This window comes from Bradyrhizobium sp. 21 (assembly GCF_023073335.1).
GTDB lineage: Bacteria > Pseudomonadota > Alphaproteobacteria > Rhizobiales > Xanthobacteraceae > Bradyrhizobium.
The window spans coordinates 78,495-92,087 of the sequence record NZ_JADPJG010000033.1 but is presented as its reverse complement, the minus strand read 5'-3'; the positions used below and the strand labels follow the sequence as shown (position 1 = coordinate 92,087).

At 60.6% G+C, this 13,593-nt stretch carries 24 protein-coding genes and 1 tRNA gene; 15 read left to right on the top strand and 10 right to left on the bottom strand.

The genetic code is table 11. The annotated features are described in order from the left end of the window. Positions 1-178: 178 nt before the first annotated feature. Entirely contained in the window at positions 179-799 is a 621-nt protein-coding gene (locus IVB31_RS28605) for a hypothetical protein (RefSeq protein WP_247330796.1), read from the bottom strand. 801 nt (positions 800-1,600) lie between these two features. Between IVB31_RS28605 and IVB31_RS28600 the strand changes: the two genes are divergently transcribed. The 3 genes from IVB31_RS28600 to IVB31_RS28590 all read left to right on the top strand — a co-directional run bounded on the left by IVB31_RS28600 (position 1,601) and on the right by IVB31_RS28590 (position 2,500). Then, positions 1,601-1,801 (top strand): hypothetical protein, encoded by a 201-nt coding sequence (locus tag IVB31_RS28600; protein WP_247330794.1) that lies wholly within the window; start codon positions 1,601-1,603, stop codon positions 1,799-1,801. A 1-nt stretch (position 1,802) separates the two neighbouring features. Beyond that, positions 1,803-2,060 carry a hypothetical protein gene (locus IVB31_RS28595; RefSeq protein ID WP_247330792.1) on the top strand — a complete coding sequence of 86 codons (258 nt, stop codon included), beginning with the start codon at positions 1,803-1,805 and terminating at the stop codon, positions 2,058-2,060. Positions 2,061-2,209: 149 nt separating this feature from the next. After that, complete coding sequence (locus tag IVB31_RS28590) at positions 2,210-2,500, top strand: hypothetical protein (protein WP_247330790.1); 291 nt, start codon at positions 2,210-2,212, stop codon at positions 2,498-2,500. 22 nt (positions 2,501-2,522) lie between these two features. Here the strand turns inward: IVB31_RS28590 and IVB31_RS28585 are convergent, their stop codons facing one another. From IVB31_RS28585 to IVB31_RS28570, 4 genes are all read right to left on the bottom strand, one after another. Further along, positions 2,523-3,017, bottom strand: a complete 495-nt coding sequence (locus tag IVB31_RS28585) for a hypothetical protein (protein WP_247330787.1) — start codon at positions 3,015-3,017, stop codon at positions 2,523-2,525. A gap of 144 nt (positions 3,018-3,161) precedes the next feature. Continuing rightward, positions 3,162-3,434 (bottom strand): hypothetical protein, encoded by a 273-nt coding sequence (locus tag IVB31_RS28580; protein WP_247330785.1) that lies wholly within the window; start codon positions 3,432-3,434, stop codon positions 3,162-3,164. Between the two features lie 87 nt (positions 3,435-3,521). Further along, entirely contained in the window at positions 3,522-3,824 is a 303-nt protein-coding gene (locus IVB31_RS28575; protein ID WP_247330783.1) for a hypothetical protein, read from the bottom strand. Between the two features lie 119 nt (positions 3,825-3,943). After that, positions 3,944-4,129 carry a hypothetical protein gene (locus tag IVB31_RS28570; RefSeq protein WP_007591378.1) on the bottom strand — a complete coding sequence of 62 codons (186 nt, stop codon included), beginning with the start codon at positions 4,127-4,129 and terminating at the stop codon, positions 3,944-3,946. Between the two features lie 408 nt (positions 4,130-4,537). On the opposite strand from IVB31_RS28570, the gene IVB31_RS28565 reads away from it, so the two are divergent. From IVB31_RS28565 to IVB31_RS28540, 6 genes are all read left to right on the top strand, one after another. Beyond that, positions 4,538-4,834 (top strand): HU family DNA-binding protein, encoded by a 297-nt coding sequence (locus IVB31_RS28565; protein ID WP_247330781.1) that lies wholly within the window; start codon positions 4,538-4,540, stop codon positions 4,832-4,834. 125 nt (positions 4,835-4,959) lie between these two features. Continuing rightward, positions 4,960-5,136, top strand: coding sequence for a DUF2934 domain-containing protein (locus tag IVB31_RS28560; RefSeq protein ID WP_247330779.1), 177 nt, complete (start codon positions 4,960-4,962; stop codon positions 5,134-5,136). 354 nt (positions 5,137-5,490) lie between these two features. Further along, positions 5,491-5,643, top strand: coding sequence for a hypothetical protein (locus IVB31_RS28555; RefSeq protein ID WP_247330777.1), 153 nt, complete (start codon positions 5,491-5,493; stop codon positions 5,641-5,643). 251 nt (positions 5,644-5,894) lie between these two features. Next, the gene (locus tag IVB31_RS28550; protein ID WP_247330775.1) at positions 5,895-6,032 is read left to right on the top strand and encodes a hypothetical protein; all 138 of its coding nucleotides are present in this window, start codon (positions 5,895-5,897) and stop codon (positions 6,030-6,032) included. A gap of 207 nt (positions 6,033-6,239) precedes the next feature. Further along, a complete protein-coding gene (locus tag IVB31_RS28545; protein ID WP_247330772.1) occupies positions 6,240-6,620 on the top strand; it encodes a hypothetical protein in 381 nt (126 codons plus the stop codon). 146 nt (positions 6,621-6,766) lie between these two features. Next, positions 6,767-6,964, top strand: coding sequence for a hypothetical protein (locus IVB31_RS28540; protein ID WP_247330770.1), 198 nt, complete (start codon positions 6,767-6,769; stop codon positions 6,962-6,964). On the opposite strand, the gene IVB31_RS33590 is transcribed toward IVB31_RS28540, so the two are convergent. After that, complete coding sequence (locus tag IVB31_RS33590; protein ID WP_256464358.1) at positions 6,961-7,086, bottom strand: hypothetical protein; 126 nt, start codon at positions 7,084-7,086, stop codon at positions 6,961-6,963. The genes IVB31_RS28540 and IVB31_RS33590 overlap by 4 nt on opposite strands. An 86-nt stretch (positions 7,087-7,172) precedes the next feature. Then, on the bottom strand, positions 7,173-7,403 hold the full coding sequence (locus tag IVB31_RS28535; RefSeq protein WP_247330767.1) for a hypothetical protein: 231 nt from the start codon (positions 7,401-7,403) through the stop codon (positions 7,173-7,175). Between the two features lie 281 nt (positions 7,404-7,684). Here IVB31_RS28535 and IVB31_RS28530 point away from each other — a divergent pair, with 281 nt between their 5' ends. After that, positions 7,685-7,978 carry a hypothetical protein gene (locus IVB31_RS28530; protein WP_247330765.1) on the top strand — a complete coding sequence of 98 codons (294 nt, stop codon included), beginning with the start codon at positions 7,685-7,687 and terminating at the stop codon, positions 7,976-7,978. Between the two features lie 82 nt (positions 7,979-8,060). On the opposite strand, the gene IVB31_RS28525 is transcribed toward IVB31_RS28530, so the two are convergent. Next, positions 8,061-8,225 (bottom strand): hypothetical protein, encoded by a 165-nt coding sequence (locus tag IVB31_RS28525; RefSeq protein ID WP_007610153.1) that lies wholly within the window; start codon positions 8,223-8,225, stop codon positions 8,061-8,063. A gap of 271 nt (positions 8,226-8,496) precedes the next feature. On the opposite strand from IVB31_RS28525, the gene IVB31_RS28520 reads away from it, so the two are divergent. From IVB31_RS28520 to IVB31_RS28505, 4 genes are all read left to right on the top strand, one after another. Then, entirely contained in the window at positions 8,497-9,258 is a 762-nt protein-coding gene (locus IVB31_RS28520) for an NAD-dependent protein deacetylase (RefSeq protein ID WP_247330763.1), read from the top strand. A 199-nt stretch (positions 9,259-9,457) separates the two neighbouring features. After that, complete coding sequence (locus tag IVB31_RS28515; RefSeq protein WP_247330762.1) at positions 9,458-10,090, top strand: cold-shock protein; 633 nt, start codon at positions 9,458-9,460, stop codon at positions 10,088-10,090. 114 nt (positions 10,091-10,204) lie between these two features. Next, a complete protein-coding gene (locus tag IVB31_RS28510) occupies positions 10,205-10,690 on the top strand; it encodes a DUF192 domain-containing protein (protein ID WP_247330759.1) in 486 nt (161 codons plus the stop codon). 72 nt (positions 10,691-10,762) lie between these two features. After that, positions 10,763-10,839, top strand: a tRNA-Pro gene (locus IVB31_RS28505). A 55-nt stretch (positions 10,840-10,894) separates the two neighbouring features. On the opposite strand, the gene IVB31_RS28500 is transcribed toward IVB31_RS28505, so the two are convergent. Then, complete coding sequence (locus tag IVB31_RS28500; RefSeq protein ID WP_247330757.1) at positions 10,895-11,284, bottom strand: response regulator; 390 nt, start codon at positions 11,282-11,284, stop codon at positions 10,895-10,897. A gap of 1,461 nt (positions 11,285-12,745) precedes the next feature. Between IVB31_RS28500 and IVB31_RS28490 the strand changes: the two genes are divergently transcribed. Further along, positions 12,746-13,153 (top strand): hypothetical protein, encoded by a 408-nt coding sequence (locus IVB31_RS28490; protein WP_247330755.1) that lies wholly within the window; start codon positions 12,746-12,748, stop codon positions 13,151-13,153. A 32-nt stretch (positions 13,154-13,185) separates the two neighbouring features. Here the strand turns inward: IVB31_RS28490 and IVB31_RS28485 are convergent, their stop codons facing one another. Beyond that, positions 13,186-13,347 carry an RNA-binding protein gene (locus IVB31_RS28485; RefSeq protein WP_247330753.1) on the bottom strand — a complete coding sequence of 54 codons (162 nt, stop codon included), beginning with the start codon at positions 13,345-13,347 and terminating at the stop codon, positions 13,186-13,188. Between the last annotated feature and the right edge of the window lie 246 nt (positions 13,348-13,593).

Genomic DNA, 13,593 nt, shown 5'->3' with positions numbered 1-13,593 from the left:
GAACTCACTTTAGCTCCACCACCCCCGCGGTCGCGGAGGCCGGCTAGATGATCTTCAGTGCACTAATTCGTTCGCCGGCGTCGGCACCGCGGCACCGTCCAGCATAATTAAATGCATTGTCACCGTAATTCAATCTTATCTGTCATCGGTCATCCCTACGGATCACATGTCACAGAAATTAGCGTGTCTCATTTACGGGGTGCAGTCCAGCTTGCCCTTTCCCTTCTGTGGTGTGCACCGGAAGGTCACAGTAGCTTTTGCTGGGCGTGAGGCCGGCAGGCGCCGATACGGCAGAACTTCCCTGCAAATCGATGGTCCAATTTGACGCAATCGATTCTTTCAGCGCTGTGGCCAGGCAGTAGCATTGGTCCTGCAATTGTTTCCGTTGGGAGCTGTCGCGGTTGAAGTTCACAAGGGCCTTCTCTAAGTTCACCATGCGGCTTTTGACATTGCTATCTTCGACCATCGATAACTCGCTCCAATAAAGCGCGTAGAATTTCCTTCTTGCGTCCATCCATTTGTCGGAGGCTGGGTCTTCTGATGCCAGCGCGCCGGCGACCGTCGCTGCAGAGCCATAAATTTTGAGTTGGAGTTCGTAAAACGGCTTGCGTGCGTCGTTGATTCGAGCTGTGCGAGATGCTTCCGCTTGCGACCGAGACTGGTCTTGATCATTGAAATAACCGTTGATTGCCCATAAGGCGCCGCCAATCGTTGCCAGTATGGGAAAGAGCATTTGCACTAGAGTAAGAACGCGCTCGGTCTTAGGTGAAAAAGGAGCCTTTTCCTTCGATGTAGCCATCTTGCTGCCCTCGAATATGCAGTCCTATGAAATTGAGTTGCGCAAGTTCGTGTTGTCAATTTAAGGTCGTGTAAGCAAATTCATTGGAGACTTCAAGGTCCTTCGCCGGAAGCGTCTATCATATTTCAGAAATCGCTGTGCCGCCAACGCTGCGAAGAGTGTTCGGCAGCATTCGTTGGTTCGGGAGATGAAGCGCTGCGACCAGGATCGATCGCTCTCACTTACTTCGGAGTTACGGTGACAGTGCACCCAATGTCTCCGTCCGCTGAGAGTCGTCAGAGATGACGACGGTGATTCATTGAGTGCACCGTCGCGAGTTGGAGGAAGTGAGTCTCGACGACCATCGGGCGATTAGTCCACCTTGTAGCAATTTTCGACGGAGTAGGTGTCATTGATGGGCTGTTTCATATGGCAAATGGAAACGTTGTTCTCTGCGTCCTGAACCGCAATCGCGAGCGTTCCGTCTTGTAGGTGCGTCACAGCGACGATGCGCCCACCTTTGTTGATGAACGCGGTTATGCCCAGTGCGTATGATGAAGCCGACGTCATAGGAATAAGAAGCAGAAGGACGGCAATCAATCCAAGGGCGCATAATAACCTCCATTCTTTGCAATCTATGGCTGTGAGCATAATCGAGACGCAACAGAAAGCAAATAGAGTGGGATTTGAGAGGGGAGAATGCGGCAGGCAGCTCAGCCCTTGCGGAAGGTGCCTTGCAGCACCGCGATGTAGCGTTAGTTCGGATGGAATGCTCAGGGCTGGGGCAGTTGAACCCCACCAGGGCTGACGCGACTAAACGGCATGGCCAATTCTATCGGCGAACTGCTGCTCGAAATACTCAACGCCTTCATCAGGGACGTGGTGTACTCGCTGTGGCTGAAAGCGGTGACTTCGCTGGGTACAAAAGTTCACAATCGCGCCGCTGCCATTGTCCTGGCAGCGATTATGGGGCTTGGATTATTCTTTCTGATGCCGGTCGTCAGCGGGCTATTGGGCCTCTGATATGAGATTCATCATCGCAATGGCGATCGGGGCGCTGATCTCGTCGGTGCTTCTGTCCCTGGAGTCGTTAGCCGACTACGCTCTTCTATCGCTGGAGTGGCCTGGCATCAGCGCGGCGTATCTGTTCTGGGGAGCCATAGGCGGCTCTGCCTTCGCGGGCATCGCTATTGCATGGCTCGTGAACGCGATGGTTTACGGGGCGGCTGCCTTCGTTGCCCTCCTGTCGCTCACGCTGGTAAGGCGCGCTTTATCGAAGTGAGCTGCGAAACACTTCATCGTGGTCTATTTGCTGGGCGCTCGCTGAACGTGAGGACGTCGTGAAGATCATTACACTGCTCGCGGTAGCGGCCATGCTGGAGCTGGAGGTTTTTGTCGCGCAGTCGAAGCGTCGGCGGCTCGATGGGCTTCATGCTGGTCTTTGTGCTCGTGGTGTTGGGTGTGGCGATTTATGAGGCGTGGTCGAGCAAGCACGCCGCGATTGGATGGATAATCAATCTGTTCGCCTCGATAATTGGCGGGCTGGTTATGATTGCCCTGGTCGGAATGGCGATGGAGGCGTTGCTGCCGTACCTTCACCTCGAACGGTCGCTCGCGTTCTCCCAACATCCGCTGAAATATGGGCTGGTCGCAGCTATTGCAATCTGCGTGGTGCTGGGATCGTGGATCCCGCTATGGACCTTGAACCGGTTTCGGCTTTGAAGAGCATTCTGCGTGGCGCTCCCTAGCGCTTTGCTTGCTCCCTGCCGCGCCTGATGTCCTCAGCCTCGTCCACGAGCTTCAGGACGGCACCGTCATAGCTCAGCTTGAGCCCACGGCCGACGGTCCAGATCCATCCCTCCCGGGCGTCTTTGGTCGGCTGGGCGTTGTATTGATCGGAGATCGATCTGACGACGGCGTCCTGCGGCCCCGGGTTGCTCAACGCCGCGCTGACGCGCCAGATCGGGTGCCTGGCGTCGGCGTCGTCACTGTCGATCGTCAGCTTGGCGCTGTCGATGTCGCATTCGAGGGTGGAGGACTCGCGCAACTGGCGGCAGCGATAGCGACGTTGCGTGACGACCTTGCTGGTCTCGTCGAATGTCATCCCGGGCGAAAAGCCGAGGATGTCGGATTTTTTCACGAGCGCGAGCGACGCAGGCTTCAGGAAGCTCGGCTGGATCGCCACGAGGGCGGCCAGGGCAACAACAACCAAGCCGGCGATAACAATGGCAATCTTCATCAGCCCCTCGCGAGAAACATCCGACCCTACGACAGCCGGAGCGTTCTAGCAGCCATCGCGATGCGTGTGACACACGCACGAAACGGCCGCGCCGCTTTTTGGGAAGCGACGCGGCCGATAGGCAAGCCGTGCGAGGAGCCTGGCTTACTTCATGTTGCTGCGGGTCTTGGTGCCGCCCTGGTCGCTGCCGGGGCCGGAGCCGCCCTGGCCGGACGCGTCGGGCTGCACCGTTCCGCCCCTGTTCATGCCGTCACGGCTCATGCCGGTCGTGCCCTTGGTCATCGTGCCCTTGTCCGTGTTGGTCATGCCGGGCTTCTGCACGTTGTCGGACTGGGCGGCGGGGCCGGTCTGGGTCTGGGCAAAGGCAGAGCCGCACATGAGGCCGAGGGCGGCGGTCGCAATGATAAACTTCTTCATCTCAAGCTCCTGATTGGTTGTGTGGGCCAACGGGAGCGCAGAAGCCCTGTTCCTAAACCGGGCGGTCCGGAGCCAAGAAATTCTCGTCTAGGCTGCGATCCGTTGCGCGACCGGGGCCGTCAGGTGCTTGAGCACTTCCGCATGCTCGAGGTCGGGGACCGCGATGGCCGTGTGGCTGTATGTCGCGTGGGTCCGTGATCTCGCGATCTGGTCCAGGATCTCGCCGCCCTTGATGACGTGGAGGCCCATGCCCTGTTCGGACGGGAAGATCGCGAGCACCACATCATAGGCCGCGATGACCGCGCAAAGCGCTTCGGCCTTGTCTTCGGCGATGTCGACAAACACGCGAACGTCAGCCGCGAGTTCGCGCAGCTCGTGAAAATCCAGCACTGTGGGGTACTCCAACGCAACGGTTACTGAACCGAGCTTGGAGGGGTTAGGTTACTGAAGTCTCAACGACGCATGCCCGGTCACAGGTTTCACGACGAGGTGAGCCCGCGCAACGCGGGTCACTTGGCGTATCCCTGGGAGCGGAGCCACGCGATCTTGCGGTCGCCGTTGATCCAGTCGTCGGCATCCGCCTTGCTGGTGAAGCCCTTGATTTCGCGTTGTTCGCTGTCCGGGTAATCCGCCAGGATTTTCCAGTCGTTGTCTGCAATGCGGACGGTTTTGAAGGTCACTTTTGTTTTTGCCATGCCGCATTATGCCGAACTTGGCCTGAAAAGAGAACCCTGCCTGTGAGGGTCATGGGGGTGGCCCCGTCGCAGACCTTATGTCCGGCCTGACCGGCATCGTGCCCCCGGCCACGGCCAAAAGCGAAAGCCCCGCCTGGGGGAAGCGGGGCTCTCTGATGGGGGTGAAGCTTGGGGACTTCAAAGAGTTAGACGCTCCGGGGGGGAGAATGGTTCAATCCCAAAACCGCGCAACAAGCGGCATTTTTCCTGGGTGGGCCGGCCCCCGCAGAACCCCCTGCTTGCGTTTTAGGCCTCGATGGGTTTTAAGCCCCGTCACTTCATGAAAGTTGGCATGAATCAGAAGCGCGTTGCGCGGTCGGACCGCGTCCTGAGCAAAGCCTGCTCGCGCGCACAGAAGGAAATTCAGACATGGCGAAGATGACCAAAACTCAATTGATCGATGCAATTGCCGAGGGCACGCAGTTGTCGAAGAACGACGTGAAGGCGGTCATCGAGTACATGGCGACGGTCGGCTACAAGGAGCTCAACGAATCCGGCGAGTTCGTCATTCCCGGCTTCGCCAAGATGTCGGTGGTGAACAAGCCGGCGACCGAAGCGCGCATGGGCGTCAATCCCTTCACCAAGGAGCCGATGCAGTTCGCGGCGAAGCCCGCCAGCAAGTCGGTCAAGGCCTCGCCGTTGAAGGTGGCCAAGGACTCCGTCTAAGCGGCTCGCTATGTCGTTGCGGCAGCTTCGTTTCGCGAAGCGCCGCGGCGACCGCCGTGCGATGCTGCACGCTGGAAGGAACTCTCGGGCTGTGTCAGGCTTTGCTTCCGAAAGGGAGATGTCACATGGCTGGACTGAGTGAAGAAGACATTCGAAGCCGCGCCTATCACCTCTGGAAAGAGGCCGGCGAGCCCGCAGGGACGATGGACACGTTCTGGTACGAAGCCGAAAGGGAGCTTCTCGCCGAGCGGACCGAACAGGGCGAAGTCCCGCCCGGAATGTCCGACAATTTGCCGGTCTGACGGCAGCGCGCCGCAACGAGCTCGCATTCAGCGGCTGACGGAAAGAGATGCTCGGCCACGGCAACGCCTGTTGTCGCGGACCGCCGCTGGGGCCACCCGCTTGCATCAAGCCGTCAGCCAAAAGAAAAGCCCCGCGCTTGCGCCCGGGGCTCTTTTGGCTGACGACGATGGGATTTCAGCGCCTGGCCGCCAGCCATGCCTCAAACTTAAGGTTGAAAATCCAAAACGCAACTTGGCTGCGGTGTCGACGCGGCGCCGACAGGGCTGAGCGGGACGTGCTCGGAAAATTTCGCGGAAGGGACTGGACTTTTCGTTCTTATTTTGTTCTAGTTGGTCATCTCTTTGGAGGTGACCATGACCGTCGAGAAACAACGCGAAGTGATCAGGCTCTGGAATCAGCTCAGGAAGCTAGAGGGCCCGGCCGCGGAAGAGCTCCGCATTCAGATCCTCGACTGCTTTTCGGAGAAGGATTTTTCGGAGCAGAACACCGTGAAGCGCGCGGCGTGATCCGCGTCGCGCCGCGTCGATGATAACAGCCAACTGCGCTCGCCTTCATCGATCGTTAGCAATCGGCTTGCATTGATTCCCCGACTCCGATTCGTTCTTTGCGAACGAAATGGAGTCGGATGCAGAACAAGCCGTGCCTTCTGTGTCGATGCGGGACAGGCCGCTCCAAGCCAAGCAAGCCAAGCCGGCGTGATGCTTCGCACAGTCGCGTTCTCCGTCCTCGTTACGAAATGAGGCGAGGGAGACGCGACATGGATGCGTGCTGGTTTCTCGAGATGTTCGTCGAGATCGCAAAATTGGTTTGGTACGACCGGCATCCGCGCTTGCGCAAAGCCAGGCCGTCGGTGCCGCAGGTGCCGACGCGATCGACATCCGAAAACGCGATGTGATCGCGCGCTGTGATGGTGCGCTCGTTTGCGTGCAAACGAATTGTTAAGGCTTGCTTCGTGCCGGTTTCTTCTATTCCGATTCGTTCTTTGAGAACGAAAGGCAGGCGAAGCTGGAACAAAGGCGGTCGGCAAACGGCCGATCCCTCTCACCATCGTCTCGACGCTCTCCCACGCCGGCGCTATTGTTGCTCCAGCGGCGGGCGCAACATGAAGAACGGGCTTTATTCCATCCACATCCACATGCTCGACGGCGTGAAGGGCCGCGACAGTGGCGTGCTGATCCTGCGTGACGGCGTGCTGCTCGGCGGCGGGCCTTATTTCTGGTCGCGCGGCTCCTACACGATCGGCAACGGCGCTGCGAAGAAGGGCACTTCGAAGCACGGTACCTGGAAGGGCGCGCTTGCCACCAACCAGCATACGCCGTTGGCCGATGGCCTCACCCGGCCGCTGTTCGGCGGCGAGGAGGCGACGAGCGGCTTCTCCGGGACATTCAGCGACGACGCGGCCGAGGTGTTCGGCACCGTGCTGGTCGCGGGCCATCGCAGCCTCGGCTTTCGCGCGAGCTTGAAGCTGCTCGCCGAGATCTAGAGGCGCTTCGCGAATTCCTAACGGAAGCTTGCCGGGAAGCCGATAACCCTATTCGGTTAGGTTAAAAGCCCAATCGCGTTGCGCTTGCCGCGCGTTGGGATAGGTGTCTGTCAAAGAAAACGACTTTGCGAAAAAGCAGTTTTGTCATGACACCATTTTCAGAACCGTCCTTTTATCAAGGCGACCGCCACACCTACCGGCGCGTCGCCATCGTCGGCACGCTGTTCTGTCTCGCTTTCGTGGTGATCAGCTTCTCGCTGCGGCCGCAGCTCGAGGACACCGGCGTCGCGGTGAAGGCCGACAGGCTGGTGCGCACGGCAGGCCAGGCGCCGCACGCGAATTAACGGCCGTCGCCATAGATCTGCTTGTCGGCGGAACTGCTCGGGCCAGCGGTGCCGCGGGTTGCGAGCGCCACGAAGCCGGCATAGCCGGACAGGTTGAGCAACATTTCGAGCCACGCGGGCATGTCAGGTCTCGCTTGGTGTGAAGCGACCTCAACATGTGCGCGAAAGGTTTGTTCCCCACACCGGACGAAGCGTTCCAGGCGATCTGTCAGAGTGGAGAGGAGGGGTCGAGCCGGCGGCCGAGGGTCGCCACGGAACCGCTCGACGGCCGATCCTTGAGGAACTCGGCAATGGCCCGCGCCAGCTCGCCGTCGCTCATCGGCGTCGGAGGCGGGCGCAACGCGCCGACACCGAAACTGCGGACGATCTCGTCATAATGCTCGTCACCGGATCTGGGAACGAGCCTGCGGATACGCGCCAGCAACGCGGATATGGGCACTCTTTCCTCCTTGGCATCCGCCCCGCTGGCAGCAACGATCGTCTGCTGCCATTTTCTCTCCGTGAAACTGAAAACCCCGCCAGCATCGCGGAGGATACTGACGGGGTCTTGGTGCTGTTGCCTCTACCGGATAGCGGAGGCTTCCGCACTTACAGGTCCAATCGCACCAAGCCGGTTTCGTTCCCTCAGATCGAGAATTTTTGACCCGGCTGGGTTCCGCAAGCTGCGCGCAACCATCGCACTGCGCCGGCGTTGTCTCTGCGAATATGAAGGAGAAGATCATGAAGAAGACACTGGCAGTTCTTGCGACCGTTGCGGCCGTCGGCGTGACCGCGATCGCGGCGCCTGCGCCCGCCGAGGCGCGCGGCCGCGGCATTGGTCCGGGCCTCGCATTCGGCCTCGCCGCCGGCGCGATCACCGCGGGCGCCGTCGCTGCGTCCCATCCTTATGGCTACGGCTACGGCCCCGGGTATGGCTATTATGGCGGACCGGCCTATGCGTACGGCCCCGGCCCGTATGCTTATTATGGCGATGGACCGTACTACCACCGCCGCCATTATTACCGTCACTGGTAAGGGTTGAACACATAACGCGGAACAAATGAAAAGCCCGGAGCGACGCTCCGGGCTTTTTCCATGCGTGTTGATCAGGCGTGTCTTACGGCCAGAGCGAGGGCCGCTCCACCTTGCGCGCGTTGTCGAGCGTCGACACGAAATACTCGTCACGCTCGCGCTTGAATTTTTCCTGCGTGGCACGGAAGGCGGCGACACGGGCGGCGATCTCTTCACGTTCGCGGATCTTGCGTTGTTCGTCTTCGGTCATGTCCATCCCCTCGGTTACACCTGAACCATGTGTGCACGACTGAACTCAAGCGCCGCCGCCGCATCATGTTGAGTCGCATCTTACACATGCATTGGCGCTTCTGATTGGGGCGTCAATGGGGAGGAGACATTGCAGGATTGTGATAAGCGAAGGGCGGAAAAAATTGCCGACCACGGCTTGCGCGGCAGTGGATAACAGCGTCAACAATCTTGTCGCTTGCGCATGTTGTAGCTAGCGCGAAAAGCAAATCGGCAAAAAACGGGAGGTCGTGTTGATTGCATCGGATCTTCGCAGCGGCGTCGACCATCTCGGCGACATGATCGCCGAAGCCAAACGGATCGTGCCGTTCACCGGCGCCGGCATCTCGACCGAATGCGGCATCCCCGACTTCCGGTCGCCGGGCGGACTTTGGACGCGCAACCGCCCGATCCCGTTCGACGAGTTTGTCGCGAGCCAGGAGGCGCGCGACGAATCCTGGCGCCGGCGCTTTGCGATGGAGGAGGTCTTTGCGGCGGCCAAGCCCGGCCGCGGCCATCGCGCGCTCGCCTCGCTCTACCGCGCCGGGAAGGTTCCCGCGATCATCACCCAGAACATCGACAATCTGCACCAGGCCTCCGGCTTCGCCAGCGATCACGTGATCGAACTTCACGGCAATACCACTTATGCGCGCTGCATCGGATGTGGGCAGGCCTATCCACTGGACTGGGTGAAGCGCCGCTTCGACGAGGAGGGCGCCGCGCCCAACTGTACCGCGTGCGACGAGCCGGTGAAGACCGCCACGATCTCCTTCGGCCAGATGATGCCCGAGGACGAAATGCAGCGGGCGACCGCGCTGTCGCAAGCCTGCGACCTCTTCATCGCGATCGGTTCCTCGCTGGTCGTATGGCCGGCCGCGGGCTTTCCGATGATGGCGAAGAGATCAGGTGCACGTCTGGTGATCATCAACCGCGAGCCGACCGAGCAGGACGACATCGCCGACCTCGTGATCCGCCACGACATCGGCGAAACCCTCGGGCCCTTTGTCGGTAATTGAGGCGGTAATTTGATTCGCGGCTGTGCAAGCTGTTCATAGGTTCCGGCGAATCTCTTTTTTGTCTATGCGTCGCAACCGGGAGTGTTATCTTTTGAGTCGAAAGATTCGCGTCGCGTCGAATTGAGAACATTCTCTTAAGACGCGTGATTCGAGCGCCGCCATTCAGGCGGGTTGCATGGCATGTGTGGGGTCCGGGGTTATGGGGTCGTCGGACGGATTTGAGTCCAAGAAGGTCGGAGTTCCCGCGGTGGGCGAACACGGCGGTGCCGGTCGCGACAGCGCGCTCAGTCCCTTCACCGGACTTGGCGAGAGCAGCGCCAACCTCGTCGAGGTTCATGGCGTCATCAAATGGTTCGACGCCTCAAAGGGCTACGGCTTCATCGTTCCCGACAATGGCTGGCCCGACGTGCTCCTGCACGTTACCGTGCTTAGGCGCGACGGCTTCCAGACGGCTTACGAGGGTGCCCGCATCGTCGTCGAGTGCATTCAGCGCGCCAAGGGCTACCAGGCCTTCCGCGTGGTCTCGATGGACGAATCGACCGCGATCCATCCGGCGCAGATGCTGCCGCCGCGGACCCATGTCACGGTCACCGCGACCAGCGGGTTGGAGCGGGCCCAGGTCAAATGGTTCAACCGGCTGCGCGGTTTCGGCTTCCTGACCTGCGGCGAGGGCACGCCCGACATCTTCGTGCACATGGAGACGCTGCGCCGCTTCGGCATGACCGAACTGCGGCCCGGCCAGTATGTCCTGGTCCGCTTCGGGCCCGGCTCCAAGGGCATGATGGCGGCCGAGATCCATCCCGAAACGGGATCGCCGGTCTCGTCCCACTAGTTCGCCAATTCCCGCAATTGTGAGCAGAGGCGCGCTGGCTGACCGGCGCGCCTCTGGCTTTTCCGGCGACCGCCGCGTAAGGACTGGTCCAGTCCCACGCCTCGAGTGCCATCCATGAATTTCGATCGAAAGGCCGTCTTCGCCGTTGCGAAGCGCTGGCTTGCCGCCATCCTCGTTATCGCCGGTTGTGCCGTCGCGAGCGCACCCGTCCGCGCCGCCAGCTTCCAGCCGCTCGAGATCGTCACCAGGAACGGCGTGCAGGTGTTCTCGGTCGAGATCGCGACGACGGAGGACGAGAAGCAGACCGGCCTGATGTACCGCAAGGAACTGGCCGACGGCAAAGGCATGCTGTTCGACTTCAATCCCGAGCAGGAAGTGTCGATGTGGATGAAGAACACCTACGTCTCGCTCGACATGATCTTCATCCGCGCCGACGGCCGCATCCTGCGCATCGCCGAGAACACCGAGCCGATGTCGACCAAAATCATCTCGTCCAAGGGTCCCGCGCGGGCTGTTCTGGAGGTGGTGGCGGGAACGGCGCAGAAATACGGCATCCGCCCCGGTGACCGGGTCGGGCACCCGCTTTTCGGCAGCAAATAGCGCGGGCGGCGAGGGCGTTGCCAGCCTTGCTGGCGCGGCTGGAAGCGTGTATCGACGGGCTCGCCGGACATTCGGGGTATAGCGCAGCCTGGTAGCGCGGCAGTTTTGGGTACTGCAGGTCGTTGGTTCGAATCCAGCTGCCCCGACCATAAACCCCCGCCACCCATTTGCCCCAGCCGCCGGAAGTAGACAAAATCCCCTGGCCTATATTTTCGAGGAGCCGACGTTTAGGAGCTGGGACACAGCTGTGACGAGCTGCGCTGGTGCGAACGGTTTGATGAGGAGGATGCTGCCGGGAACGCCGTGAGCAGGCCATTGCTCGCCAGCGCTTCCACTCATGTAGATCACCGGCATCTCCGGCTTTAGCTCGCGTACGCGCATGGCGACATCCCAGCCAGTTGAACGGCCCGCCAGGTTCACGTCTGTCAACAGAGCGCTGAACTTGTCTTTATCTGCCTTGAGTATGGTCAGGGCCTCTTCGCCTGATGAGAGGGAGACGGCACCAAAGCCGGCTTCGTTGAGGACGTCTTCGACAAAACCTTGAATAGCGTGCTCGTCCTCGACGACCAGCACGAAAGGCCCCGACTGTTCCAACGCACGGCTCCCTGTTAACTGGTTCCTAAGTTACAAATTGAACATTTGTTCCCCCACCGCTCACCACTGTTTCTACGCGGGAACCGGGCATTTGTCTGTGAGTCAATCGGAACTTGCAGCATCAGGCAGGCAACAGCCCAGAGCTGTTGCGAAGAACCGCTGCCGGGCGAAGGGATGGGTGAGGGACCGCGAGAGGGACCGCTTAGTGGATGCTGGTGCGCTTCTACTTGGCATCGTTGCCGCAGCCATCGTCCTGCAGCACCTTTTGTTGATGTGATCAAATCCCCGTATCGCCGGATGGTCGGTCGCGAGGTGACCTTACGTCAGCTTGACCGTAGCCACGCGCTGGCATGGAAGGCACTGGAAGGCTCGCTCTGCGGGCATGGCGACGATGGCGGGGAGCGTCGCCCAGAACATCATCGGTCGTCCGCAGGTTGTGCAGATGAGGACGGGTGGGACGTCGCTGGAAATGCAGATCATATGCGATGCCAAGATGCGGGACGCGGGGCACTATAGCGTGCCGCGCACGCCGTTCATCTCGGGACGACGGCAGTTACTTCGGCGGGCTCGGGACACCGAACTACTGCGGGCTGTGCGTGTGGAAAGTGGCCGCCAACCGAGGCGGCCTTTACTGCACCAGAACATACAGCAAGAAGCCCGCAACCACGGCGAGCCATACGAGCGATAGGCCGAAGTACAGCGTGTGGTTCTGCATCGAGGGCCAGCGGTGAGCGCGCGGATTACCTTGGCGGCTGCAAGCCGGGCGACGCAGCCACCCGTTCACGTGAGAGCCCGTCTCAGCTTGCGGAGCCCTGCGGATGGCGGCGTCGCGTACAGGTCCAGGGGGGAGTAGTTCGGCTCCTTCACGGAGGAGCCCAGCTTCTTCCGCAAGACGTTCTTCAACGGGAACGGCCTGTTTGAATTGACGGCGCTGCATGACTTTACCTCCGTTTCCCAAACGAGGCTCCGCCAGATTAACAGGGACGGAATGGCGGCTCCTTAACGCAGGTTAGCCAATTCCCAATAGAGGCCAATTTAACAAACTGGGCCGCTGTAGTTTCAAACGAGGCCATGGAAATAGGCCGTACCCCGCGCCGTGCAGGAACAAACCGTCGTTGCCGTCCGGCAAGACGACGCCGGGCCACTTCAGTCTACAGGGGGCGCTATTTTCCCGAACGATCCACGGAGATGACCTACAGAGTGACGGTGATCAGCGCCAAGATGCTGGCGTCACGTTCGATTTAGAAGCTTGTTCGGTTCTCGCGGCCCCGACCAGTCCCGACGTTGAAGCTCCTCTGCTTTTTCTCTTTGGGCTGGCCGCGCGGTTGCGCCGTACAGTTGCTGCCGACAATCCCCGCAGCTCGCATTTCCCGCGAAATGTTGCCGTAACGCAACCTCTGCGGAAGCTTGGCGTGCCATGAGCTCAGCTCGAGAAATGGGAATGGGGACTTTCTGATCATTTTGAAATATCTCTGCGGCACGGCGCTTCTTGCCCTGTCCGTCACGACGGCCTCTGCGGCTGACCTCGCGCTGAAGGCGGCTCGAACTGGGCCTGTCCCGTTGACCTGGACCGGCTGCTATGCCGGTGTTCACGCCGGCGGCGTCGTCAGCGACGATCGCACCATCAACAATCTGGGGGCGACAGTTGATTTCAGCTCGCCGGGCTTCGTGGGCGGCGGACAAATCGGCTGCAACTATCAATTCGCGTCCAGCTGGGTCGTTGGCGCCGAAGGACGGGCGGCGTGGTCGAGCCTTGCGAACAGCCATGCCGCCTCGGTCAGATTTCCGGCACTCGGCAACATCGTCGTGCCCTCGCAGTTCGGCCTCAAGAACGATTTCCTGGCGTCCGCGACCGCGCAGCTCGGTTAGGGCGGCCCGGGAGGCCAGCGGCGTCCTGGAGGTCAGAACAACAGCCAGTCGGCGAGGCGCCAGGTGATCCAGGCGAGGGCGCAGATCCAGCAGAGCATGGCGATCCCGGCCACGCCGAGGCCGCAGAGTGCGAACAGCGAGTGTCCTGCCTCCGGCACCTCGGAGAGTTTCTCTGTCGTATCGATCTGGCTCACAGCGTCCCCTTGCCTCGCGGCCTGTTCTTCATTGGTCTCTGCGCGCTCGCTAGAATTCACCGGCCGCGCTCCAGCTCACACGGACGTGAGACGATCTGGCTGTCCGTGACGGCGCGCGTCGGCTGATCGCAGCCGCTCGCGGATGCCCTGGACAGGTGGGAAAAAGCTGCAACTCGCAGTGCGGGGATTGGTTTCTACGCTGAGCGGGGAAATCCCCGCTGCACCGAAGGATTTTTCACAGCTCCG